General features: G+C 44.3%; 19 protein-coding genes. 3 read left to right on the forward strand and 16 right to left on the reverse strand.

Annotated elements, in window-relative coordinates; translation table 11 throughout:
• Window positions 1-12 precede the first annotated feature (12 nt).
• The 9 genes from acpS to HRR27_RS07665 all read right to left on the reverse strand — a co-directional run bounded on the left by acpS (window position 13) and on the right by HRR27_RS07665 (window position 8,989).
• Window positions 13-402 carry a holo-ACP synthase gene (gene acpS / locus HRR27_RS07625; RefSeq protein WP_173272453.1) on the reverse strand — a complete coding sequence of 130 codons (390 nt, stop codon included), beginning with the start codon at window positions 400-402 and terminating at the stop codon, window positions 13-15.
• 5 nt (window positions 403-407) lie between these two features.
• Window positions 408-1,154: a pyridoxine 5'-phosphate synthase gene (gene pdxJ / locus HRR27_RS07630; RefSeq protein ID WP_173272455.1), complete on the reverse strand. Its 747-nt coding sequence runs from the start codon at window positions 1,152-1,154 to the stop codon at window positions 408-410.
• Between the two features lie 68 nt (window positions 1,155-1,222).
• Window positions 1,223-2,011: a DNA repair protein RecO gene (recO, locus tag HRR27_RS07635; protein WP_173272457.1), complete on the reverse strand. Its 789-nt coding sequence runs from the start codon at window positions 2,009-2,011 to the stop codon at window positions 1,223-1,225.
• A 33-nt stretch (window positions 2,012-2,044) separates the two neighbouring features.
• A complete protein-coding gene (era, locus tag HRR27_RS07640) occupies window positions 2,045-3,034 on the reverse strand; it encodes a GTPase Era (protein WP_173272459.1) in 990 nt (329 codons plus the stop codon).
• A gap of 22 nt (window positions 3,035-3,056) precedes the next feature.
• Window positions 3,057-3,776, reverse strand: coding sequence for a ribonuclease III (rnc, locus tag HRR27_RS07645; protein WP_173272461.1), 720 nt, complete (start codon window positions 3,774-3,776; stop codon window positions 3,057-3,059).
• 3 nt (window positions 3,777-3,779) lie between these two features.
• Window positions 3,780-4,550 (reverse strand): signal peptidase I, encoded by a 771-nt coding sequence (gene lepB, locus HRR27_RS07650; RefSeq protein WP_173272462.1) that lies wholly within the window; start codon window positions 4,548-4,550, stop codon window positions 3,780-3,782.
• Between the two features lie 2 nt (window positions 4,551-4,552).
• Window positions 4,553-6,358, reverse strand: coding sequence for a translation elongation factor 4 (gene lepA, locus HRR27_RS07655; protein WP_173272464.1), 1,806 nt, complete (start codon window positions 6,356-6,358; stop codon window positions 4,553-4,555).
• Between the two features lie 587 nt (window positions 6,359-6,945).
• The gene (locus tag HRR27_RS07660; protein WP_173272466.1) at window positions 6,946-8,394 is read right to left on the reverse strand and encodes a DegQ family serine endoprotease; all 1,449 of its coding nucleotides are present in this window, start codon (window positions 8,392-8,394) and stop codon (window positions 6,946-6,948) included.
• A 34-nt stretch (window positions 8,395-8,428) separates the two neighbouring features.
• On the reverse strand, window positions 8,429-8,989 hold the full coding sequence (locus tag HRR27_RS07665; RefSeq protein ID WP_173272468.1) for a SoxR reducing system RseC family protein: 561 nt from the start codon (window positions 8,987-8,989) through the stop codon (window positions 8,429-8,431).
• A 168-nt stretch (window positions 8,990-9,157) separates the two neighbouring features.
• On the opposite strand from HRR27_RS07665, the gene nadB reads away from it, so the two are divergent.
• A complete protein-coding gene (gene nadB / locus HRR27_RS07670) occupies window positions 9,158-10,783 on the forward strand; it encodes an L-aspartate oxidase (RefSeq protein ID WP_173272469.1) in 1,626 nt (541 codons plus the stop codon).
• Window positions 10,784-10,817: 34 nt separating this feature from the next.
• Here nadB and HRR27_RS07675 read toward each other — a convergent pair whose 3' ends face one another.
• Window positions 10,818-11,360, reverse strand: coding sequence for a chemotaxis protein CheW (locus HRR27_RS07675; protein WP_243830811.1), 543 nt, complete (start codon window positions 11,358-11,360; stop codon window positions 10,818-10,820).
• 231 nt (window positions 11,361-11,591) lie between these two features.
• On the opposite strand from HRR27_RS07675, the gene ygfZ reads away from it, so the two are divergent.
• Window positions 11,592-12,677, forward strand: a complete 1,086-nt coding sequence (ygfZ, locus tag HRR27_RS07680; RefSeq protein WP_173272471.1) for a CAF17-like 4Fe-4S cluster assembly/insertion protein YgfZ — start codon at window positions 11,592-11,594, stop codon at window positions 12,675-12,677.
• A gap of 199 nt (window positions 12,678-12,876) precedes the next feature.
• Window positions 12,877-15,945: a PAS domain-containing hybrid sensor histidine kinase/response regulator gene (locus HRR27_RS07685; protein ID WP_173272473.1), complete on the forward strand. Its 3,069-nt coding sequence runs from the start codon at window positions 12,877-12,879 to the stop codon at window positions 15,943-15,945.
• Between the two features lie 61 nt (window positions 15,946-16,006).
• Here the strand turns inward: HRR27_RS07685 and HRR27_RS07690 are convergent, their stop codons facing one another.
• From HRR27_RS07690 to HRR27_RS07715, 6 genes are all read right to left on the reverse strand, one after another.
• Entirely contained in the window at window positions 16,007-16,666 is a 660-nt protein-coding gene (locus HRR27_RS07690; RefSeq protein WP_173272475.1) for an acyltransferase, read from the reverse strand.
• Between the two features lie 8 nt (window positions 16,667-16,674).
• Window positions 16,675-17,625 carry a glycosyltransferase family protein gene (locus HRR27_RS07695; protein ID WP_173272477.1) on the reverse strand — a complete coding sequence of 317 codons (951 nt, stop codon included), beginning with the start codon at window positions 17,623-17,625 and terminating at the stop codon, window positions 16,675-16,677.
• Between the two features lie 32 nt (window positions 17,626-17,657).
• Window positions 17,658-19,718 carry a glycosyltransferase family 2 protein gene (locus HRR27_RS07700; RefSeq protein WP_173272479.1) on the reverse strand — a complete coding sequence of 687 codons (2,061 nt, stop codon included), beginning with the start codon at window positions 19,716-19,718 and terminating at the stop codon, window positions 17,658-17,660.
• Between the two features lie 62 nt (window positions 19,719-19,780).
• Window positions 19,781-20,950, reverse strand: a complete 1,170-nt coding sequence (locus HRR27_RS07705; protein WP_173272481.1) for a glycosyltransferase family 2 protein — start codon at window positions 20,948-20,950, stop codon at window positions 19,781-19,783.
• Between the two features lie 25 nt (window positions 20,951-20,975).
• Window positions 20,976-21,326, reverse strand: a complete 351-nt coding sequence (locus tag HRR27_RS07710) for a hypothetical protein (protein WP_173272483.1) — start codon at window positions 21,324-21,326, stop codon at window positions 20,976-20,978.
• Window positions 21,313-24,612: a glycosyltransferase family 4 protein gene (locus tag HRR27_RS07715; protein ID WP_173272485.1), complete on the reverse strand. Its 3,300-nt coding sequence runs from the start codon at window positions 24,610-24,612 to the stop codon at window positions 21,313-21,315. The genes HRR27_RS07710 and HRR27_RS07715 overlap by 14 nt, the downstream gene beginning before the upstream one ends.
• Window positions 24,613-24,668: the final 56 nt, after the last annotated feature.

Here is a 24,668-nt window from a genome sequence, read left to right on the forward strand (position 1 = left end):
AAAAACAGGCACTCAAGATTGTGGGATGGACTGCGCTATCACATAAGCAACCGAATAATATTTCTCGTCACTCACGCTTATCTGCCAGTCCTGTGCTCCAATTTTTTGCGCCCGAATCTGCGCTTCGCCACTTAAAAGCAAATACGGCTTACCGCTAGGTTGATGCGCGATGGTCATTTGTTTAAAGGAAACCCCATGAGCGATTCCCGTACCTAACGCTTTCGCCACCGCTTCTTTTAACGCCCATCGCTTTGCCAAAAAAGGTTCAGGCAACTTAACCAGTTCAAACTCTTGCAACTCTTGCGTCGACAACAGGCGCTGCGCAAAACGCAACCCCTGTTTCGCGTAGAGTTGTGCAATGCGTTCGATCTCGACAATGTCTGTTCCAACACCAACAATCATGCCGCCTAAACCAGATAAGCTTGTTGACGAGCACTAACCATCAAACGCTTCATTTCTCGAGTTGCCTCAGGCAAACCGGAAAATACAGCTTGAGCGATAATCGCATGGCCAATATTGAGTTCTTCAATCTCTTTAATGGCGGCAATCGCTTCAACATTGTGGTAGTGAAGACCATGCCCAGCATTAACAATTAAGCCTAAATCCGCAGCATAGGCGGCGGCGCGTTGAATACGCGCCAGTTCAACTGCGACCTGTACCGGGTTTTCTAATTCTGAATAAGTCCCTGTGTGTAACTCGATAACCGGCGCGCCAACCCGTTTAGCCGATAAAATTTGGTCTTTATCTGGATCAATAAACAGTGAAACCCGACAACCAGCAATCGCCAAACGCTCGCAGACTTCTGTTAACCACTTCTGCTGGCCAAGAACATCCAAGCCACCTTCGGTGGTTAATTCTTCACGTTTTTCCGGCACTAAGCAAACATCTTCGGGCTTGATTACGCAAGCAAGTTTAACCATTTCATCGGTTGCCGCCATTTCCAAGTTCACCTTGGTTTGGCGCATCTGCACAATGCGTAATACATCTTCATCTTGGATATGGCGTCGGTCTTCACGTAAGTGCAAGGTAATCGAATCCGCACCTGCCATTTCCGCATCCAAAGCCGCCTTAATCGGATCTGGATAACGTGTTCCACGCGCTTGGCGTAGGGTAGCAACATGATCAATATTTAGACCAAGATATATTGGATTCATAATCATTTCCTATGGTTGATGTGAAGAAAATCAGATTCTACCAAACTACAGATAAACGTAGGTGGTTATCAAACCGAATCTTGCGCTGGCACGATCGATTTTTGCAATAGCGCACGTGCCGCAATCGGTTTATTGCCAAGAATAGGCTGCAAAGCACTGCTAAGCAACAAACGCAACGGCTTAAGACATTGGCTACATAAGGTCACTTGCGGCAATGGTTGTACAAGTAAATCCTGTAATTGCAAAATACAACTGCCACTAATACGCAGCGCATAAGAAGGAATCGGCTGTTCAAGATGTAAGATTTCAAAACCGTGCTGCGGATAAAAAAGATAGTCTTGCTCAGCAAGGATTTCTTGCCCAGCCAGATCGTAATCAAACTGAAAACCATGCCCCAAGGTACTGAGTAATTGCAGTTCAAACCAACGTAAGGCCTGCGACTGCTGTCGAGCCTGTTGCTGCTCGTCTTGTAATTGCAGCTGGGTTAAATGCAATAAAAGAGAACCGTAATCTTGATAAAGATGTTCAAAAGAGACATTCGGATAAAGCAGACGATAGAGCAGTTCATTGGCGTAGAGACCGCATACCGCAGCTTGCCCGTCCAAAGGCAGACGAATCGAAACCGCATCAAGGCTTCGTAAAGAGACTAAGTCAGAATGAGCTTTCTCTTTCCAACTTAACTGCAATTCTTGAAATGGCTGCAGCAGCGCGGCCTTAAGATGGGCTTTTTTTGAACCGCGGACCCCGCTTATAATGGCGTTAAATTTGCCGCGTTGCGCACAAAAAAAAGTGACTAAAGCCCCTGTTTCTTTATAAGGCCGACTGTGCAGTACAAAAGCATCAGCTTGATGTTCCAATTGTCTCCTGCCCAACCACTACGCGATTAACGACTACGAACTGTAATTGTCGTCATAACCCAGACTCGCCAAAGCACGCGCGTCATCCGACCAGTTTTCTTTGATTTTCACCCAAAGTTCTAAGTGAACTCGGCCATCAACCAAATTATTCAAATCACGTCGTGCCTGAGTACCAATATTTTTAATCACTTGGCCCCCTTTACCTATCACAATCTGTTTCTGCCCAGGACGCTCAACCAAAATCAGTGCGTGTATCAACCAACGCCCCTCTTCTTCGACATACTTAAATTGTTCAATCTCAACTGTGGCGCCATACGGCACTTCTTCACCCAAGGTACGCATCAATTTTTCACGGATAATCTCCGCAGCCAAGAAACGTGTCGAACGATCAGTCACATAATCTTCCGGAAAAATCGCGTTGCGATTCGGAAGGTATTTCAAGACTTCGTCTTGTATCGCTGAAAGGTTAATTTTTTTGTAAGCCGACACCGGAATCATTGCAGTGAAAGAGAGTTCTTGCGAAACCTGCTGAATAAACGGCATCAACTCTTCCTTATTCGGGAATTTATCAACCTTATTCACGATCACCAATACCGGCTGTTCGGAATTCTGTAATTTCTTGGCAACCGCTTTGTCTTCTTTTGTCCAGCGCCCCGCCTCAACCACAAACAAAATCACATCCACATCGGCAAATGCACTGTTTGCCGTACGATTCATGTAATCGTTGATGCTCTTCTTACCGCCAAGGTGCATCCCAGGAGTATCAACATACACAATCTGGTGCAACGCAGTGGTATGAATACCATGAATACGGTGGCGAGTGGTTTGCGGTTTATGAGAGGTGATACTCAGCTTTTGACCCAGCATCTCGTTCATAATGGTCGATTTACCGACATTTGGGCGGCCGATAACGGCAACATAACCGGCTTGATAATCGGTAACTACGTTTTGATCTTGTTCCGCCTGCGCCAAAATGTGCTCTAGGGACAAGCTTCTGCTATTGTCTGATGAATCTTGGCTCATGGATTTTTCCTAAAAGTTAACATTAAGCGTGCGTTTTTTCCAACGTTTGAATCGCGGTTTCAGCAGCTTTCTGCTCGGCTTTACGGCGACTGGAGGCAGTGGCTTCAAATTTGGTTTTTAAAATATCCACATAACAGCTTACCGTAAACTCTTGCGCGTGCGCAGCACCATTTACACTAATAATACTGTATTGCGGCAGTTCTTGATTAAGTGCCTGTAACATCTCTTGCAAACGGGTTTTAGGGTCTTTACCGACTTTTTTCGGATCCAACTCTTGCAGACGCTGCTCATACAATCGATGTACCAGTTGACGCGTTGGCTCTAAGCCGCCATCTTCATATACCGAGGCGATAATCGCCTCAACCGTATCGGCAATAATCGAATCTCGACGAAAACCACCGCTTTTCAATTCGCCCGGCCCCAATACCAGATAATCGCTTAAATGATATTCGCGCCCAATAATGGCCAAGGTGTCACCCTTAACAAGATGCGCCCGAACACGGCTCATATCACCTTCAGGCAACTTGCTAAACTGGTGAAACAACGCATCAGCGATAATGTAATTCACCAAACTGTCACCTAAAAACTCCAAGCGCTCATTATTTCGCGCGCCGACACTGCGGTGCGTTAAAGCACGCTGTAACAGCTGTATGTCGTGGTATTGGTAACCTAATTTAGCAGAAAGTTGATTGAGTTTCGCAATCCGTTCAACATCCAGCTTTGGCAGAGTATTTGCAGCCATAACTTAATCGATTCCCTTACCGATACGGTTAAAATGCACCCCGTTATCCCAATTCATCCAAATTCCAAACGCTTTACCTTTTAGGTTTTCTTCAGGTACAAACCCCCAAAAACGACTGTCGTTTGAATGGTCACGATTGTCGCCAACCATGAAATAATGCCCTTCTGGAACCGTAACCGGCTGCATATCAATTGCGTGCTTATCGGTATCTAATAAAATCTGATGACTTTCGCCGTTATCAAATGTCTCTTGCACGACTTTAGCATCATTCATCACCGCACCAGAATCATTACCACGATACACGCCCATCGCTTTATGCTCCACCGGCTTGCCATTGATAAACAAAGTACGGCCAAGATAAGCCACTTGGTCACCCGGTAAACCGACTACACGCTTGATATAGTCAACATCCGGATCATTCGGGTATTTAAACACCACCACATCGCCACGCTCTGGCTCACCAAGTGGAATAATCTTAGTCTGTACCACCGGCAATTTTATGCCATATGCGAACTTGTTCACCGCGATAAAGTCACCGATTTCCAAAGTCGGATACATCGAACCGGATGGAATACGAAACGGCTCGATAATAAAAGAACGCAAAATCAAAACGACCAAAAACACCGGAAATAAGGAACGTGCATATTCAACAATAATCGGCTCTTTGACACTGGTTGTCGATTTTTTGCGTATCGGACGCCAGACCAGATGGTCAACATACCAGACAACCCCAGTAACCAGCGTAACTAACACTAAGATAAGTTCAAAATTCATGCTTAGGATTCTCCCGTATCCAGTATCGCTAAGAACGCTTCTTGCGGTAGTTCAACACTGCCGATTGACTTCATGCGCTTCTTACCTTCTTTCTGTTTCTGCAACAGTTTCTTCTTACGTGATACGTCACCGCCATAACACTTCGCGGTCACGTTTTTACGCAAAGCTTTCACATTCGTTCGGCCGATAATCTTAGCACCGATTGCCGCTTGGATGGCAACATCAAACATTTGACGTGGAATGACTTTCTGCAGCTTTTCAATAATTACTTTACCGCGCTGCACAGCAAACGAACGATGCACGATAATCGCTAAAGCATCGACCTTTTCACCATTAATCATAAAATCCATCCGCACTAAATCATCGGCTTGGAAGCGTTTAAACTCGTAATCCATTGACGCATAGCCGCGCGAACATGATTTAAGGCGATCAAAGAAATCCAAAACCACTTCGTTTAACGGCATTTCGTAGTTAATCGAAACTTGTCCACCGGAATACAACATATCGCGCTGCACACCACGTTTTTCAATACAGAGTTTCATCACAGCCCCGACATATTCATCGGGTACCAAAATATTGGCCTGGATAATCGGCTCGCGGATCTCATCAATTGTCGCCGGATCCGGCAGTTCCGAAGGATTATCAATTCGAACGACATCCCCCTTTTTAGTCAAAACTTCATACACAACCGTTGGTGCGGTGGTGATTAAATCCAAGTCGTATTCGCGCTCCAGACGCTCTTGGATAATCTCCATATGCAACATACCCAAGAAGCCGCAACGGAAACCAAACCCAAGGGCCTCTGAGGTTTCCGGCTCAAAGTGTAAAGCGGCATCGTTAAGACGCAATTTACGCAGCGACTCTCGAAGATCTTCATACTCTTCCGAACTAATTGGGAAAAGCCCGGCAAAAACACGCGGCTGTGCCGGTTTAAAGCCTGGTAACGCATCAACATTTGGCTTAGACGCATCCGTTAAGGTATCACCAACTGGTGCGCCGTCAATGTCTTTGATTCCCGAAATGACATACCCGACTTCACCGGCGCCCAAAAAGTCTTTGGACGTTCGTTTCGGAGTAAAAATACCAACATCATCAACCAAGTATTCTTCTTTGGTGGACATCACTCGCATCTTGGTTTTTCTGGCGATTTTGCCATCAACGACTCGCACCAATGAGACCACGCCAAGGTAGTTATCAAACCAAGAATCAATAATCAAGGCTTTTAAAGGCGCTTCTAAATCACCAACCGGCGGTGGAATTTTTTTCACAATTTCTTCTAGCGTCTCTTCAATGCCAATTCCCGCTTTAGCGGAAGCGCGCACCGCATCAACCGCTTCAATGCCGATAATTTCTTCAATCTCTTCAATTACGCGCTCTGGATCTGCGGCCGGCAAATCAATCTTGTTAAGCACCGCTAAGACCTCTAGCCCTTGCTCGATGGCGGTATAACAGTTGGCTACCGTCTGGGCTTCGACGCCTTGTGATGCATCAACGACTAAAAGCGCGCCTTCACAGGCCGCTAAAGAACGCGACACTTCATAAGAAAAATCCACGTGCCCAGGGGTATCAATAAAGTTTAATTGATAAGTTTTGCCATCTTTCGCAGTGTAATGCAACGTAACACTTTGCGCCTTAATGGTAATCCCGCGTTCACGTTCGATGTCCATCGAATCGAGTACTTGGTTATCCATTTCGCGATCGGTCAAACCGCCACACAAGTGAATAAAGCGGTCGGCAATCGTCGATTTACCATGGTCGATATGGGCGATAATTGAAAAGTTACGAATTAAAGATAAATCGCTAGACATTTAAGCTCCGAAATTAGATTTAGCTATGCAGCCGTGTTTCTGGGTTTACGCTTTTTATAAACCGCAAGCTAAGGAGAACGCAGAATAAGTCCAAATGACTTCAGGCACAGAAGAATTTGGCTGAGCAAGGCGGCTGTTTGCCGTCATGTCTAGACCTGACAAAAACAGGCAATGCAGCGCAGTTAAATTCTTCAAAGCCTCTAAGGGCGAGGCTTGCAAGCGCAACTTCGTTGTTTCGCTTTACCGTCCTGCGCTGAATTCAATGGGGACTTGTTCTCTGTCTCCCTAATAAAAAAGGGGCCCATAGCCCCTTTTGAGAATTTTTAACAACGCCGTGCGCTTGTCGCCATCCATTCATTAAGTGTGCGCAGCAGGAATATCCTGTCGTTTGGCTTAACTGCACTGAGCCAGAGTCCTAATAGACGCTGTTGATACCCTCTTCTGCACTTGCTTAACTACCCTAGATGGGCAGGCTTTCAAAAGTTAGGCGGTATTTTACGATAAATTTCTATTGGTTACATTATTTATCGCTCATTCCCCATATCTTCGTCAAAAGCCTGCTGGCTTTAAGCACTCAACCCGATTGATTAATCAAGTACCAAAGGTAAGAACACCGAACGTCCGTTGCGAATCACACGCACAGGCAAGGAGCGCTTTTTCGGTAAACTCTTCAGTAATTGATTAAATTCACGCACGCTTTTGATCGGCTTAAAGTCAATGGTAACAATGACGTCACCACTGCGCATCCCAGCCTGTTCCGCCGGACCAGAAACAACATCCAAGACGCGAACACCGTAAGGTAAGCCATTGGATTTCAACCACTCTTTATCAAGGTCTTCTAAAGTAGCGCCAAGCTGATTGCTGTTTAACTGTCCGTCCCCAGAGCTCATCGCCAAATCTTTCGACTTATCTAATGAGGTAAGTTTAACCGTCAAAATCTTCTCTTTACCTTGGCGAATCAACTTAACCGACACTTTTTTATTAATCGGTGTCATACCAACAATTGGCGGTAAGTCAGATGACTTCTCAATCAACTTGCCATCAAATTCCAAAATAACGTCACCCGCTTCAATGCCATACTCTTTCGCTGGCGTATTGTCGTACACCTCGCCCACTAAAGCGCCCATTGGCTTACTTAAACCAAACGATTCCGACAAATCACTGGTGACTTCTTGAATTTGCACCCCAAGAAAACCACGTACCACTTTACCGTTGGCTTTCAATTGATCAGCCACATTCATCGCAATATCAATCGGGATTGAGAAAGACAATCCCATAGAACCGCCACTTTTCGAATAAATTTGGGAGTTGATTCCGACAACTTGACCGTCCAAATTAAACAAAGGACCGCCCGAGTTACCCGGATTAATCGGCACATCGGTCTGAATAAACGGTACATAAGTGTCTTCTGGTAACGAGCGACCTAAAGCGGAAATGATGCCGTGCGTCACGGTGTAATCCAAACCAAACGGTTCACCAATCGCCAACACCCACTGCCCTACTTTCAGGGTTTTACTGGTGCCAATTTTGGCGTAAGGTAATCCAGTCGCATTAATCTTAATCAAAGCCACATCGGTGCGTGGGTCGGTGCCAATCAGTTCGGCTTTTAGCTCTTTGCGATCACGCATACGCACAATGATTTCATCGGCGTCTTCAATCACATGATTATTGGTCAAAATATACCCATCGGCACTGATTATAAAACCGGAACCGAGTGAACTGACCTGCTGCTTATCTTCGCCCGGTTCTTGCTGTTGCTGAAACATCTCCGGTGGCACACCGAAAAAGTGGCGGAACAGCTCTTCGGGCATACCACGAAACTGTTCTGGGATTTGCTGTTGCCCAGATTTAGCGGATTTCTTGTGAATGGTGGAAATATTCACCACCACTTTATTATTTTGTTCGACCAACTCAGTAAAATCCGGCAGGCCATACTCATTTGTTTTGGCATAACTTAAACTTGGTTGCAATAGCATCACTGCCAAGACCAGCATCATCGCGACCAAGGAGTTTTTAGATACGAAACTCAATCTCATCCTTACCACCTTTGTTCTATAGATTGTTTGTAATTTATTTTTTTTCATGGTGTTGCTCATCATTGATAACCATTTTGTGCATTTCCGGCAACACCGGTTGATAAAATTTACGGGTAATCCACCAGCCGGAAAACATCCCGCAAGCGGCGCCCAACACCGTGACCAATTCAACCAACGCAGGCGTTTTATGGGACACCGACAAATCCGAGGAAAACCCGCCGTTTACAAGGGTTTGCGCGCAAATTGCGCCCAGTAAAAGTCCAATTAATGGTAAGCCATACGCCATAAAAGAATATTTAATCAATCGTGACTCATCCATTGAGACCAACACCTCTTCGCCAAGCTGCGCGCCAATACGGTTAGGCACCCGAATTGGCTTACCCTTGACCGAAACAAATAACTTTGCCAAAGCCGAAGTACCGCAACTGCCGCTGGATGCACAACCACTGCAACCGTTTTTTGGCGTAATCTGCAAAAGTGCAAAATGCTCACCTTGCTCATTCTCTTGCAGTTCAACCACCTGAGCCGCTTCTGTCAACACAGACGATGATGAGGCATCACCATTCAACGCCTGCGTCCGATTACTTTGTTTCATATCCACCCTGCAACCTATCAAACGCCGAAACAGCGTCTCCTTAGCAAATTGTCACCCTAAATTGTCATTTTGATGCTTGAATTATTAACGACTAAGCCTATAGTAAGCGCCCAATAATCGCTATCATAGCAGCCTTAATCCCGATTTTTTTGCAGCCGGAGACTTAAAATGAGTAGCACCAGCCCCGATTCTTTCGCCAAACACACCGAAGTGCTGGTTATCGGCAGCGGCATTGCCGGCCTATCGATTGCCCTCAAAATGGCCAAACAACACCGAGTCATTGTGCTCGCAAAATCCTCCTTACAAGAAGGCAGCACCACTTACGCTCAAGGCGGCATTGCCGGAGTGCTTGACCCTTTTGACAGCATTGATGCGCATATCAAAGACACACAAATTGCCGGCGCGGGATTATGCGACGAAAAAGCGGTCGCCGTGGTCGCCACGCATGCCGCTGAAAGCATTCTGGAACTGGTGGAAATGGGCGTAAATTTCACAACTCAAGGTGCCGACAAAGAAAACTTTCCATACCACTTAACCCAAGAAGGCGGCCACAGCCATCGTCGAGTTATCCATGTCGCCGACCATACCGGACAATCGGTTGCCGATGCGTTGATTCGTCAAGTGCACAAGCATCCAAACATCGAACTGTTACCAGAACATATCTCTATCGACTTGATTCTTAATAAAAAACGTAATCGCTGCATGGGCGCTTATGTCCTCAATAAAGAGGAAAAGCAAGTCTACTCGATTACCGCGCATTTTACCGTTTTGGCCACCGGAGGCGCATCCAAAGCCTACCTATACACCAGCAATCCCGACACCTCGACCGGGGATGGGATTGCCATGGCATGGCGCGCCGGATGCCGAGTTGCTAACTTGGAATTTAATCAATTCCACCCTACCTGTTTATACCATCCGCAAGATCGCTCGTTTTTAATCACCGAAGCACTACGCGGTGAAGGTGGTATTTTGCGCTTGCCGGACGGCCACGCCTTTATGCAAGACTACGACAGTCGTGCCGACCTTGCGCCACGCGATATTGTCGCCCGCGCGATTGATCAAGAGATGAAAAAACACGGCATAGATTGCGTCTACCTGGATATTTCACACAAACCAGAAACCTTTACCAAGCAGCATTTTCCGACCATCTATCAACGCTGTAAAAAAGTCGGCATAGACATTACCAAACAGTGGATCCCCGTTGTGCCTGCTGCGCATTACACCTGCGGCGGCATTATCACCAACCTGGAAGGCAAAACCGATTTGGAAGGCTTATATGCCATTGGCGAAACGGCCTATACCGGTTTACACGGTGCAAATCGTTTAGCCAGTAACTCGCTGGCCGAAGGCTTGGTGTTTGCCAAAATGGCCTATCAAAGCATCGAAAATGCCTTTGGCGCCCTAAGCGAACATGAATTTAATGCCAAAACATGGGATGTCAGTGGCATTACAGAACCCAAAGAAAAAGTTATGGTCAGCCATGATTGGGACGAATTACGCCGTGTAATGTGGGATTATGTCGGCATCGTTCGGACCGATAAACGCTTAAAACGAGCGCGTAAACGAATTAAGACACTGCAAGCGGAAGTGAGTGAATACTATCGCCAGCATTTCATTACCAGCGACCTGTTGGAACTGCGTAATTTAACGATGGTGGCCGAATTGATGGTCATGTGCGCGCAACGCCGCAAAGAGAGCCGCGGCTTGCATTACAATTTAGATTATCCGCATCTGAGTAAAAATGCCAAACCAACCATACTTAAACCGAAAGGGCCGCAAAAGCTAAAAAGTTAATCGATTTGACAGGATTCATCCTCGCTGCGCGACCTTAAGGCAAATCAGAGGTAATTTCCTCGATTAAGCCCTCGTTAACCAAGCGGTCAATATTGACCAACACCACCATGCGTGAAGCTTTGACTTTCGCCGCACTATCGGCAGCACGACTCTGCTCTGTGGATTCAATACTCGCCAAGCCGATAATAAACTGCGCCTTAATATCAGTCGAGGTATCTGGCGGCGGCTGCAAGCTGTTAATATCAAATGTCTTAACATCACTCACCGCATCAACCACCAAGCCCACTGTCCGCTCGCCCTGTGAAGTCAGCACGTGCACCACAATGACGACCGTCGTGGGCTTATACTCCGCTTTTAAGCGAAAGCGTTCACGTAAATCGATAATCGGCACAATATTGCCACGTAAATCCACCACCCCTTTAACAAACGGTGGCACATTCGGAAGTGGATTGGGTCGCTCCCAACCGCGAATTTCTTGTACACGCTGAATTTCTACGCCGAACTGCTCACGACCGATAATAAAAGTTAAAAATTCTTGTTTACTGGTCACCGCCATCTCCATTTGACTTTGCTGCAAGGCCACTCAAAAAGGTGGTCTCAATTAACAATGGACTCATCTTAGCGAAATCACCATAGCGCAACAATAAGAGTTTGGCCCTGACACGCTTTTGTTGCTCACAAATTTCTTCAAATCAAGAGATTGTGCGCTTGAATTTCCGCCAAAGGGAACTATATTACAGTCAGTAATTTCTATTGCCCTCCCCATTTGGGCAAACAAACTCCAAATTTAAGGCTTAAAGGATTTTTTATGCAAACAGCGGCGGCAATGGATTCAACTTGGCAGACGTTTTTACTTTCTCAAAATGCGCAGTTTGACGAAACCGGAAAAATCCAAACATTTGGTACCCCCGAGCTGGAACGCTACTTAATTAAACATGGCCCGGTTTTAACCAGCTTAAGTCACCAAGCATTGCTTAAGGTAAGTGGCGATGATGCTCAAGCCTTTTTACAAGGACAACTGACCAGCGACATCAATCAAGTCAGTGATACTCAGGCACAAATGTCCGCCTACTGCGATCCCAAAGGCAACGTTCTGGCGATTTTCACCGTCTTTAAATACCAAGGGGATTTTTACCTCAGTTTTGACGGCTCGCTATCGCAAAGCATTCAAAAACGTCTACAGATGTTTGTTATGCGTTCCGCCGTTAAAATTGAAGATGTTGCCAATCAGCTGATTCAAATTGGTTTTGCCGGCGAGTTCGCCGATATTGATGTGCAGCGTCGCTTGGAAAGCAAAGTGAAAACCGTTTTTGAAACCGCACTTTCAAAAGACCCTAGCATCGCTGATGTTCTGATTATCAAAGTCCCCGGTCCTTATCATAAATATGCGATTTTCGGTCCTGCCGAGCAGATGCAAACCGTTTGGACAAAGCTACGCGTTAATTGCGATGTCACCAACCATAACGATTGGCAGTTGCTGGATATTGCGGCCGCGGTCCCGAATGTCACCGATAAAACCAGCGGACAGTTCACTGCGCAGTTTTTAAACCTCGACAAATTCTCGGCAATCAGCTTTAAAAAAGGCTGTTTCCCAGGGCAAGAAATCATCGCACGGATTCACTATCGCGGCAAAATCACAAAGCGTATGCTGCGTATCCGCCTGCAAGAAAATCTAGATTTACACGCTGGTGACGTTCTAGCCTTAACCGACTCACAAGGTAAAATCCATAAACTGGATGTCATTAACTGTCGAGCGGACATTTTCAATGGTTGCCTATGCAATGCCATCGGTACCTTAAAATCGCTGGATGCAGTAGAAGGCGAATTACAAAGTTCAGAGGGGCAAAGCGCGATTATTGAACCACTGCCATACTCTATCCTAGAAGAAAAATAAGCGCTAATTCAAAGGGGATTTGTTCAGTGGCCCCTTAATCAACGTAAGGCAATGGCAACGAAACTTATTACAGCGTAACCGGCCGTTAACTAATCGCAATCAAAAACCGACTAACCGCGGCTTTTGATTGCGTTAACTGCGTAAATTCATTATTCTGATTTCCGACCTGTTTACCCAACTCTGCAGCGGAGACCGTGTAATGAAACAAAGCAGCGCCCTGCGTTATAGCCTGCTGATTGGCTTAGCAACCCTCTCTCTCGGAGTGCTCATCTCCTTCACAATGCTGGGTTTTTTCGTACACTCGCAATATCAACAAGACAACCAAAAAAATCAACAACTACTGAATAACGAAAGTCGTTTTGTTGAGCATTTAATGACGCAACGCTTGCGTAGTTTTCAACAACATCTCGCTCTGCTGCAAAAAAATCTCAGCACAAATCAACAACTGATCGATCAAGAAGCATCCGCTGAAATCGCTAAACAACTGCAAACTTTGCAGTACCAACAACTGCAAACCTTTATCCAAACCCACCCGCATTTTAGTGAAATCATTTTGTTTGATAAGCAGATGCGTAATCGTGCAGAAATATTTTCCCACAGCATTCAAAATGCTGCACAAAGTACTTTTCAGCTAAATCCTGAGTTTTCGAATGAAATCCAACAATTGCAACCCAACGACATCTTTCTGTCAAAACTGCAATTAGATACACTTAACGCGATGCAGGAAAACCGAACCTTTATCCTGATGGCAACGCCTTATACAAACAATGCTAAACCCTCGGTCACCCAAGGATACATTGCGGTCAAAATATCCTTACAGGAACTACTCTTACCGCTGTATCCATTTAATAATGACAAAACACCCATCAATCATCTGATGAACTTATGGATTTTGGAGCGCAATCTGAGCGCCCTTTCAATCAACCCAATCACCCCTCTTTGGGAACAAATGAACAGTCTAAGTACCGCCAGTAGTGATGTGTTTACTGGCCTCAGTGAAATGCTGACGCGCGCGCAAAAAGAGGGCACGCAAACTCGTCCGATTGAAAATCATCAATATCAAGTACGCGCCATACAGCTTCAACAAGTACCGGTTAAGAATACACACAATGCGCTACCGCACACCGTCATTGACCATTTCACCCCTCTGTACTTAATTGGTCGCAGCGCCTATTCGGCAGATATAACCACTTATATTTTGCAGACTCCGCAACTCCGCCCAATGATTTACGGCATCTTGCTGCTCAATTTATTACTCACAATCTTAATCACCGTTTTTGCTTGGCGCCATGCCAAAAATAAAATCGCTCGCGATAAAGACAACAATTTATTACATCACTTTATCCAAAAGGCGCCGCAAGCGGTGATGGTGGCCAATGCCAATGGCGAAGTTCAGCTCAGTAACCAAAGCGCGCTTAACTTAATACCTCGCCTACTGGCCGAGCAGAATGCGCAAAAAAAACACAGTCATTCGGCGAGCATTGAAAAACCAGAAAACTTTAATTTACTATCACAGCTCAGCTCGGACGAACAATACAAACTGTTCCAACTAGAAACCCTCTTCAAGCGCATCTATCTACCTGCGGACAACCGCTACTCGGGCAAATATTTTTACTGCAAGATTTTTGCAATAGAACACAATCATGAACTCTTGGCAATTGGCGCAACCTACTCCGACCAGACGCAAATTGAGGAAGCACAACAACACCTTAAAGAGACACAAGAACGAATTAGCGCGATTTTTGACTCCGCTGCCGATGCAATTTTAGTCGTCAACCAACAAGGCACGATTATTGAACACAATGTCACTGCAGAGCAGATGTTTGGCTACAGTGCAGAGGAGTTTAAAGGCCTTAAAGTGGAACAACTGATGCCCGAGCGCTTCCGTCACAATCATGTACAAGTGCGCGAAAACTATATGCACCGTCCGCGAATGCGGTTAATGCAAGATGCCGCACTACTGAGCGCACAAAACAAAAATGGCGAAGTGTTTCCTATCGAAGCCAGCTTAAATGCAGTGAAAAGTGACGATAAACTGGTGGTCTGTACAGTGCGAGACATTCGCGAGCGGCAACGTATCCAACAACAACTAAACCAAGCGCAAAAGATGGATGCGATTGGCAAGCTGACCGGTGGAATCGCCCATGACTTTAATAATTTAATTGCCATTATTGTCGGCAATCTCGACCTTTCGGAAGTGTATTTAGAAAAAAACAACGTCAGCCAAGCGCACCAATCGATTAAAAAAGCACAACAAGTGACTGAACGCGCCACCAATTTAACCAAACGTCTCTTAGCTTTTGCGCGTAAACAGACGCTTGCTCCAGAAAAGATTCACTTAAAAACCCTGCTTGAAGCCGAGTTAGAAATGATTGAACGCGTCGTCTCTAAACAAGTACGATTACACTTGCAAGTAAATGATAACTTACCGGACATCACCGCCGATCGCCTCGAATTTCAAACCGCGCTACTGAACTTAGCGATTAACGCCAACGATGCCATGCCAGATGGCGGTGATATTTTTATTCAAGCCAGCATGAGTGAAATCAGCGAAGAACAGAGCTTTTTAGGCGAATCCCTCAAAGCCGGTGAATACGTTGTGGTCAGCGTTACGGATACCGGAAGCGGCATTGCCAAGGCAGAACAAGACCGTATTTTTGAACCTTTCTATACCAACAAACCTGTCGGCAAAGGCACGGGCTTAGGCCTTTCGATGGTCTACGGCTTTATGAAACAAAGTAACGGACAAGTAAAACTTTATTCCGAAGTGGGGATTGGCAGTAGCTTCTCGCTGTTTTTCCCGGCGGTAAATACGCCACAAAAAGGCGCTGAACAGTTGCTTTACGAACCTACCCCAGTACAACATCAAGCCAACCAAATGTCGCGTGCAAACCACAAACGCTATCGCCTACTCTTGGTAGACGACGAATACGAACTACTCAGCTTAGCCCAAAAATGCCTCGAAAGTGTCGGTTATCATGTAATCTGCGCCAACAGCTCACAAGCCGCTATCCATGAAATTGAAAACCACGGCTCGCAGATTGACTTGGTCTTTAGTGATGTCATTATGCCCGAGAAAAACGGCTTACAACTGGCAGAACAAATTCATAACTTATTTCCAGATATTCCGGTTATCTTCTCCTCAGGTTTTCCTGAAGAAGCCTTGCAACAACATCAACAAACCGATTATCCGATCAAGATTCTCAAAAAACCGTACCGCAAAGCGGAACTGCTCGACTACATCGAACAACACCTACCAAAGAAATAAACAATCCGGCTGCAACGCCTTTGGTTATGTACCATTCAAAAGCATGACTGGAAGCTTAGATTTAACGCTTCCAATCTACGCCTCTCTTCACCACTTTTGCTGGTGAACCGGCAATAATCGTGTTCTCCTCCGTAAACGCTTTATTGACAAAGGAACAGGCACCAATCACGCAATTATTCGGAATAACCGTATTTTTTGACAAAAACGCTCGGGCGGCAATCCAAACATGATCCCCGACGATTAAAGGGTTGGCCTCATTGACCCGCTGCCCCGTCTCCAACAAATAGATTTTGTGTACATCCGTAGAACGAATTTCAATTTCACGCGAAATCATGCAATTCTTACCAATTGTCACATTCTGATCACGACTCAAAAGATAAACGCTTTCTGCGGTGGTATTCTCACCAATTCGAACCTCCAGACCACAACCATCGACCAAAATACGGCCTGACCATTTCACGTTATCGCCAATGATGACCTGATTATTTTGCCCTTTAAAAATAATTTGCAATTTACGGGCTCGAAAATTATCACCAATCTCAATACGGTTATTGACCGCACCTGGCTTAAAAACAAACGCATTAAGCCCTTTAAACGCAGAATTTTTACCAATATTTATTTGATTCTGATCCAGTGCCCCCAGAACAACATACTGGTGAAGATGACGTGCTTTAACTAGCCAACTCCATAGCTTTTTAAACTTTTGTTTAAACCAATCCATAATATCAATCATAAAGCCTTTGATTTATTACACGCCAGACTCGCCAAGCGAACTTGTGCTTGCTCAAGCATTAATTGACGTCGCTCAACGTCATCAGCTAATTCCAAAATCGCTTCTATCCATAATGCCGGTTCCAGTGGTAATACCAAACCCGCGGGAATAACGCCTGAGGAACATATTGACGCAACAAACCCAGCACTTTCGCTATTTACAGAATAAATACCCACCGCACCAGCTTGCGTAATGTCGAACACCTTGGTGTATGAACGTGCAGCATTAAAAGCCGAATCCAGCAAAGGTGCTAGACCAATATGCCGCCCAGGTTGCTTAATAAAATGCTGATACGCCTCCCATCCCATTGGATGGATAACCTGAACTCTGGGCAAACCTTTAAAAGCTTGATAAACCGATGGTCCACCGATTATTTCAAAACAAACGTTCTTATTGCGCGCTAATACGGCTGTCATAACCGGCAAAAGCCACTCGATTTCCGCTTTATGAGAGGCGGAACCATGGTAAAAGACTTTCACCGAATTATGTAGCGCTTGAACCGGTTTAGGTGTCATCAAATCAGGAGAATAAGCATGATACTTATTTAGTAGATAGGGAGTAGAAACCCAAAATTCCGCTTGCTGTTGTAGTAACCAGTTTTTATGCAGAGCAGCTAATGTTAATAACTTCCAACGATAGCGCAGCGGCATTCCTTTGGAAGCCTTCAAATCAAGCAAATCATCATCCATAAAAAAATAGAGAGACTTTAAAACAACTCTATTTTCAGCAACTAGTTGACGCCATTTTTTCGGCAAATAACGTACAAAAACGACAATTGCATCCGTTAAAAGATCCGCTGAAATCCCTTGATTAAAAGTGCAGCGTTTAACATCAAATTTAGTCAATGGAAATTGCGGCAGAACAAAATAATCGGTAGATGGGTTTTCTCGCTCTTCAATGATAATCACCTGTGTTTTAGATTGCGCCTTATCGGTAACACTCATCGCTTTAACCAAGGTTTTTTAACCATCGGATAACGGCTCAGTTCAAAATTGGGTCTGGCATAGTTAAGATTTGGATTATAAAACGGATCATTTTTAAGAACATGTCCCCACCTTGAACGAATATAGTCCGCCTCTTTTTTAGCTCTAGCTATTTTCTCAGGATTATCATCTTTGCCACGCGAGACCGATTCGTGATGATACATCTTTACATAAGGGGTAAAGACTACACGCATGCCTTTTTCACGTACTCTTAAACAATAGTCGACGTCATTAAACGCCACCGACAAATGCCTTTCATCTAACCCGTTTAAACTCTCAAATACATCACGTTGCGTTAAAAGACAGGCCGCAGTGACCGCCGACAAGTCTTGGGCAACTATCGCACGCCCCATGTAACCAGCCTGCTCTTCTTCAAACCCAGAAAAGAAATGATCGGCGCAACCCCCAGGGCCAACCGCATCGCCTGCGTGCTGAACCGTGCCGTCAGGAAACAACAATTTAATACCAACAGCCCCAACATTAGACTGTTGTAACTGTCCCAACATCACTTCTAACCAATCTGGAGAAATCACTTCGGTATCATTGTTTAACAAACAAAAAACTTCGCCATTACAATATTTGGCGGCGTAATTGTTAATGGCAGAGTAATTAAATGGCTTGTTGTATTCAACCACGTTAACATTCTGTAACGCACTGACCTTGGCAAAATACGCTGAGGTCTCGAGCTCTTCTGACTGATTATCAACAATGATAATTTCAAAATGATCGTAGCTTGTTTTGGTCAACAAACTTTCAACACAACGTTCAAGGTGGTGCAACATATCACGTGTTGGGATAATGATGCTCACTAAAGGCCTCGCTTTTACAGCGTAAACAATCTTTTTATAGATCAAATGGTAATCAGATATATCAGCAATAATTTCGTGCTTGTTAAAAAATTTTGTTAATAACTCGGTTTCCTGCACACCCTCAGCCAACAATCGCTTTTGATTATTCGCTAATAAAGGCTTGGAAAACAACAACGCAGGAATACGACATACCTCTAAGCCATCAGACTGATAAGGCTTTAATCGACTGAATAACCGAAGAATTACTGCATAAATAGTGAGATTTTTACAACTTTCTAAATCCAAATAATCTGTGTTGACCATTAACACGCCACCAATAAAATTTTGGCTTAAAAAGAACTCAGGTGACCATTCAGGTTTTAAAACAGGCGAACAACGTTCACCATTCTCATCAATATAATCATGATCGCTATAAATCATCGCCGCATTCGGCTTTAAACAGGCCTGGTGTGCAAACCAATAAAGCGCATGAGGACGTAGCTGACAACCCTCTTCAACCAACATCAACCAGCGGGTATTTCGATGCTGATAAAACTCATAGCTCAAATCGGATTTTTTAACGATTTTAAAACGTGAATAAAGCTGTTCAGACAAGCCATTTTGGATGGCACGACTCGAAATCGCTTCAGTTTGGTGACCAAGTTCAAGTAACTCAATTTCAGGCAGCTGCGAGTTCTTCTTAATTAACCGCTTAATTTTGAAAATATCTTTATGGTTCAACTGATCAAACAGCTTTAACCACTCTTTATATTCAATCTTAGGGCTATAGGCTCTAAATCGACCCGCAATTTCATAAGCTTTCGATAAATCGAAAATAAACTGATGCCACCGAATACCTGCCTTATAAATCACATCTTGATTTTGACTTTTATAAAGCAGATAAAGCCGTTTTGACATTAAGTAGTTTCGCTCAAACCAAGAGATAGATTTGAACTGAAAATCTTGCATTTGAAAACGGCCTTTTGAGCTCATTGGTTCAAAGTAGATTTTTTCAATATTGGCTGGGAAGTGAACTACCTCAAAAATTTTACCTTTCAAAGTAATGGGCAATTTGTAAGTGAAGGTTTTACCACCTTTCAACTTAAACACCAACTTAGCGTCATAACCGGTGCACTGTCTAAGTAATAGACCTTTTACAACGACCCATCTTTTAGGCCACTTAGTGCCGGACTCTGCATAACATTTAAAATAGGCAGGGGTATCTTCCACCCTCCAAGACTGAACGGTATCGTGCTTATTTAAGTGCGAGTGAAGTGGCTTTAGCGAGATATTCATGTAAGTTGTTGGGCATTCGCCACACGACCCTCTTCTAGGCCAAATTTAAGGTAATGAACAAATGGGTTCATCGAAGACTTTGATACGTCTTGGTAGCGGTTGATATAGAACTTCAAATCAAAAAACTCTGTCGGGTCACGTTTTTCAATTACGCCAAAACGCAAAAAATGCTCAATCGGATCAATCCCAGCATTGGCAACATCCGGATATCGTAAAAGATACCAAGTTTTATCAAACGTTCCAGATGCTTCAATAATTTGTTTATCGCGTTTTTGCAATTTGTTTAATTTAGACTTTTTAAACCAGGGTTTTGTTACCTCAGCAGATTCTATTTTAGGTAAAACTGTCGTCAAGGTGTTTAACGTTTCATGTACCTGTTTTATTAATTCGTCTGGATAAGACCAAACCTCTTCATTCCGGTCATGACTTTTAAAGTAATCTTTATGCTTTACCCTGCCCTTAGAGGCGGCACTGCCTTTGCGAGACTTACCTAAGACAAATTCTTCTAACGACTTAACAACGTAATGATTAACGCGTAAGTTTTCCCATATCGGAGTAACCGCAACACCAAGTTTCTCAGCCACCATAGCCACATCTTCGCCTAACGTATTGACATAGCGACCAGATTTCAAACTCACATAATGCGGGTTTCTAAAGGCCTTAATCGTATTTGGTCGCACCATAGTCTTGTAGTTTTTATTGGCCGTAAATTTCATCGCCGATTGACGGGTAAAACGCTCAATGACCATCCCGTCCTCTTTAAACAGCTGTCCTGCTGAACCAAAGCAAGCCCACTGCATCGCCAAAGCAGAAATATTCTGGTCTGCAAATATACGGTCAATAAAAGGGGTAATGGTCAACTCGCCATCTAATGGCGTTAAATATTCATCCGCATCAATAAAAGCAATCAAATCAATATCGTTTGGACACAGCGAAACCAGCTTTTTATAAGCCGGCAGTTGCGGCTTGACATCACCCACCGTTGGAAAATCAACAAACGTTACCAAACCTAATTTGACCAACTTTTGCAAAATCTCACTGGTTTCATCCGTACTGTCATTACTGGCAATTAAAAAATGCCGAACACCCACTACCCAGTGATACGCGATCCACTCCAGCAAATAATCCGCCTCGTTTTTAACGATAGCACCGATAGCAATTTTCAATTTTTTATTTACCAACTCATTCGACCTATTTAATTTCTGGCGTATTTTCAATATAAAGTGGCTCAGACTTCTGCCTTACTGACCAATGCTTTTCTTTCGATGCGCCATTATAACTAGCGGAAATTCGACTCATCCATCCATTACTATCTTCATGCTGCCAAGCAACTTTTGATGGAATAATGCTAATTGCGCTCGGTTCTTTCAAACAACTTAAGGCCTTTTTCCATACCACCAAGCCGGTGACGTTCACAACCCCTTGATTAGGGATTTTATAGTGAACATTTTCTATAATCATTTTCAACAGCTGTTCGGTATTCTCAGATGCCGGTTCACTGACAATAAAAGAATTGATTAACTGTCCATCAGGCGTCTGCACCGTTGTCTAATATGGTTGTTCCGCCAACATCAATCAACTCATTCAGAAACGCCATTTTAGGCACATTTTTTAAATCTGAATAGACACCGCCCTCTCGATTAATAATCGCAACACGAGCGATATCCGATTTCATCGCTTCAAAACGGCTTGTCTCTATGGCGTCTATTACCCGAAGGGAATCACTAAAAACTTGCTCAATTAACCGTTTAGACCACACTTTTATTTCAAAATCAGGAAACATCTCAGCCCATTGGCCAATATTATTGCGAATATCAAGCGGTAAATCGTCAAGCCCGTCATGCCCACTGGGCGAAAACCAAACAAAGTGAATTTTTTTAGGAATACCAGCTGTCGCTGTAAAAGTCGTCTTCTGCTTAGAATCGCTTAACAAACCATCAACTTCAGTTTTCAAACGCGAATGCCAAGTAAATTGTTCTAAAAAAGCAAAATCATGCGATTGATTGGCGTCGAGAGCGGAGTGAATCTGCATGATAAATTCGTCATGCGATTTAACAGTAATCACCGCGGATGCATCAGGTAGGTTTTTCACTTCTGTTGCCACCACCGGCACGCGGTTAGCCAGATACACAAACACCTTTAAAGGGTTCATGTTATCGGTCATGTCCATTTTAAGATGCGGCACAATCCCAACATCAAACTGAGACACGATCGCATTGATATTTTCGTAAGGCACCACACCGAACATACGAATATTCGAGTGTTTTTGCAAGGCTCTCACCATTGGGTTTGCATGCGTAGAGCCAACCAAAACAATCAAAGCGTCGGAAAACTCATCGGCAATTCTCTCTATGAGAGGAATATCTATTTTCGCTTCCAGATTCCCGACAAAACCGATTACCTTACCTTTAAAGCCCTTCAACTCTTCGTAAAGCGGATTATTGATCGGCTCAACCATTTTCGGTGAGGCTTCGCAGCCGTTTGCAACCAATCGAATATCTGGATTAAACACCTGCATCGAATCAATTACCGGCTGACAATTCGCCATTGCTAAATCGGCATGCCCAAGCAAATTTTGGTAATGCTCGGTTAACCAAGCCTTCTCAACCTGCGAAACATGCGGCCAAGCGCGATGATCGTCCACCACATCCACTACCACTTTTTGCGGCTTAAAGACATCCAATATTTTTTCCGCTAATGGAATTTTCGGATAGAGCCAAAATACCGATTTATCCGCACTCACTCCCTCTCGGTCAAAAACATCCTGCAAATATTGTGCGTAACCGTCAAACAGCGAAATTCTCTGTCCATCGCCATCCTCTCGCATGGTGTAAACACCTGCTGGATGCGCAAACACATTGTAAGAAATCTTCGGCGTATCTAGCTTGCCGAGTAGCTTCTCATAAATCTTGATATAGATATTTCGGCTCTGGGTTAGCTCGTCCGCAGAACGCAGGCGCGCGATATCAAATTCGGAGATCGGTGCATCAAAAATCACTACTTTACGCACATCATCTCGACTTGCCAAATACTCTATAACCATATCCGAGCGCCGCCCATAAAGCCCGGTATCGTTCTGCTTCCAAAAAACAACAATATCAATGCCTGTTGCTTCATTTGCTCTAACGATTGGAAACAAACGATGTTGCAACCGCTTTAAATCATCAAATCCTGTTAGTGGCTTAAGGGGGGTGCTGAGAGTTGTCTCAATAAGTGCTTTAAGCTTTAAAGCCGCTGAATGATAGCTATAGTTCAACAAAAACTGTTTTCGCAGCGCGAGTGAATCCGAGTGAGAAAGCGTTTTTTTCAAGGCTTGCGCAATCACCTTATCTAAAGGCTCATCCGGCAATAAACGCGCCACACCATCCTTAACTAATTGCAACATCGGCTCAGTTGCCGAAACCAATAATGGTATACCCATCCCAATCGCGTCAATCGCTTTCGCCGGCAACTGAAATTTAGAAATAGGATGATTGACATCCTGTGGCAAGATCACTAAGTCCGCCATCACAATAATTTCAGGAATGGCTGAAAACGGCTGATTAGGTAAATAAAGAACCTTACCATAAGCCAGTTGACTTACCTGAGCAGTCACACTTTTATCAGGTGCTTCACCGACTACAACCAACAGAATATTTGCATCATTTAGCTTACCAACCGCCTCGGCAATCTCACCCACGCCTTTATGAACGCGAGGCGTACCAAAAAACATCACCACTTTCGCATCAACAGGGATGGAATATTTTTCACGCTGGCGTACTTTAGAAAAAAGTGCCGGATCAAACGCATTTTCATCACGCACATGCGGAATCACTGTACCGCCAAATTCTCCCTCTAACGCCACATTAGACGTAATTAAAGCATCCGCACAATCGCGCGTTAGGCTATCCGTTAAACGTGACCAAATCTCGCCAAACGGCTCCGTCTCTTTTTGCAAAACTGCGTCCGGCATACTGAGCACCTCAGCAAGCGAATAAGGTTGCGCATGTCTAAAAAAAGCCAATTCATGATCGTCCACATCGACAATCAACGGAATACCATATTTTTCTTTAAATAAAATCCCCAGTTCAACCGAAGGCATTCTCGGCTTACAAGCAATCACCACATCCGGCTTAAATTTTTTAACCGCCTGTTCGCATGCAGCCAGCCATTCACTCATTTCACCGCCCGGCAAAGCAATCACCGGCAAACGGCTATGACGTAACGGCTGCCAAATATCATTGCCATAGCGTGAAAACTGAAAACCGCACACCACCACATTATCAACCGCTTGCTCCAAAGCTTCAGCAAGCATATACGAGCGCCCGAGCGGATTATGCCCTACGTCCCAAGTAATCACCAAAGCGGTCATTTTTAACTTCTTGATCGGTTCTAAAATCGGTAGAACGAGCGGCTTTCCGGTAGATTTCTCAGCCAAACGCAATAAACGTTGATAAAACGGACTGAACTTTAACAGCTGTTTTTGAAAACCGGACACTTCGCGATGAGAAAAGGCCCGGTGCTCAGGATAAGGCTTTAAACCGGCACTTTTACCAACCTGCAAAAAATGCAACAAAGGATTGCCTACCATTTGCTGATTCTCTGGCAAACGAGTAATTTGAGAAAGATAATAAACCGAATCAAATCGAGGCCCTGGCTCTCGCCCCTCTTCAAAACCATGATTCAAATAATGAACAATCGGATCCATACCCGCTGCCGCAACATCGGGATACGCTTTTAGATACCAAGACTGATCAAAAAGGGAAGACGAAGCAAGCAACTTATAGTTGCGCGCTTGAACCGCGTTTTTAGAGGATTTTTTAAAGAATCGTTTGAGCGTTTTTTTCATTTATCGACAATCTTACATTCGCTATTCAGGCCATTATATTATTAAAATAAGCGACA

Source organism: Thiosulfatimonas sediminis (genome assembly GCF_011398355.1).
Classification (GTDB): domain Bacteria; phylum Pseudomonadota; class Gammaproteobacteria; order Thiomicrospirales; family Thiomicrospiraceae; genus Thiomicrorhabdus; species Thiomicrorhabdus sediminis_A.

Coding starts and splice junctions, on each gene's coding strand:
- era (WP_173272459.1), bottom strand. CDS start 3,034: ATGAGCCAAGATTCATCAGACAATAGCAGAAGCTTGTCCCTAGAGCAC.
- HRR27_RS07690 (WP_173272475.1), bottom strand. CDS start 16,666: ATGGATTGGTTTAAACAAAAGTTTAAAAAGCTATGGAGTTGGCTAGTT.
- ygfZ (WP_173272471.1), top strand. CDS start 11,592: ATGCAAACAGCGGCGGCAATGGATTCAACTTGGCAGACGTTTTTACTT.
- rnc (WP_173272461.1), bottom strand. CDS start 3,776: ATGGCTGCAAATACTCTGCCAAAGCTGGATGTTGAACGGATTGCGAAA.
- nadB (WP_173272469.1), top strand. CDS start 9,158: ATGAGTAGCACCAGCCCCGATTCTTTCGCCAAACACACCGAAGTGCTG.
- pdxJ (WP_173272455.1), bottom strand. CDS start 1,154: ATGAATCCAATATATCTTGGTCTAAATATTGATCATGTTGCTACCCTA.
- HRR27_RS07665 (WP_173272468.1), bottom strand. CDS start 8,989: ATGAAACAAAGTAATCGGACGCAGGCGTTGAATGGTGATGCCTCATCA.
- lepB (WP_173272462.1), bottom strand. CDS start 4,550: ATGAATTTTGAACTTATCTTAGTGTTAGTTACGCTGGTTACTGGGGTT.
- HRR27_RS07715 (WP_173272485.1), bottom strand. CDS start 24,612: ATGAAAAAAACGCTCAAACGATTCTTTAAAAAATCCTCTAAAAACGCG.
- lepA (WP_173272464.1), bottom strand. CDS start 6,358: ATGTCTAGCGATTTATCTTTAATTCGTAACTTTTCAATTATCGCCCAT.
- acpS (WP_173272453.1), bottom strand. CDS start 402: ATGATTGTTGGTGTTGGAACAGACATTGTCGAGATCGAACGCATTGCA.
- HRR27_RS07660 (WP_173272466.1), bottom strand. CDS start 8,394: ATGAGATTGAGTTTCGTATCTAAAAACTCCTTGGTCGCGATGATGCTG.
- HRR27_RS07685 (WP_173272473.1), top strand. CDS start 12,877: ATGAAACAAAGCAGCGCCCTGCGTTATAGCCTGCTGATTGGCTTAGCA.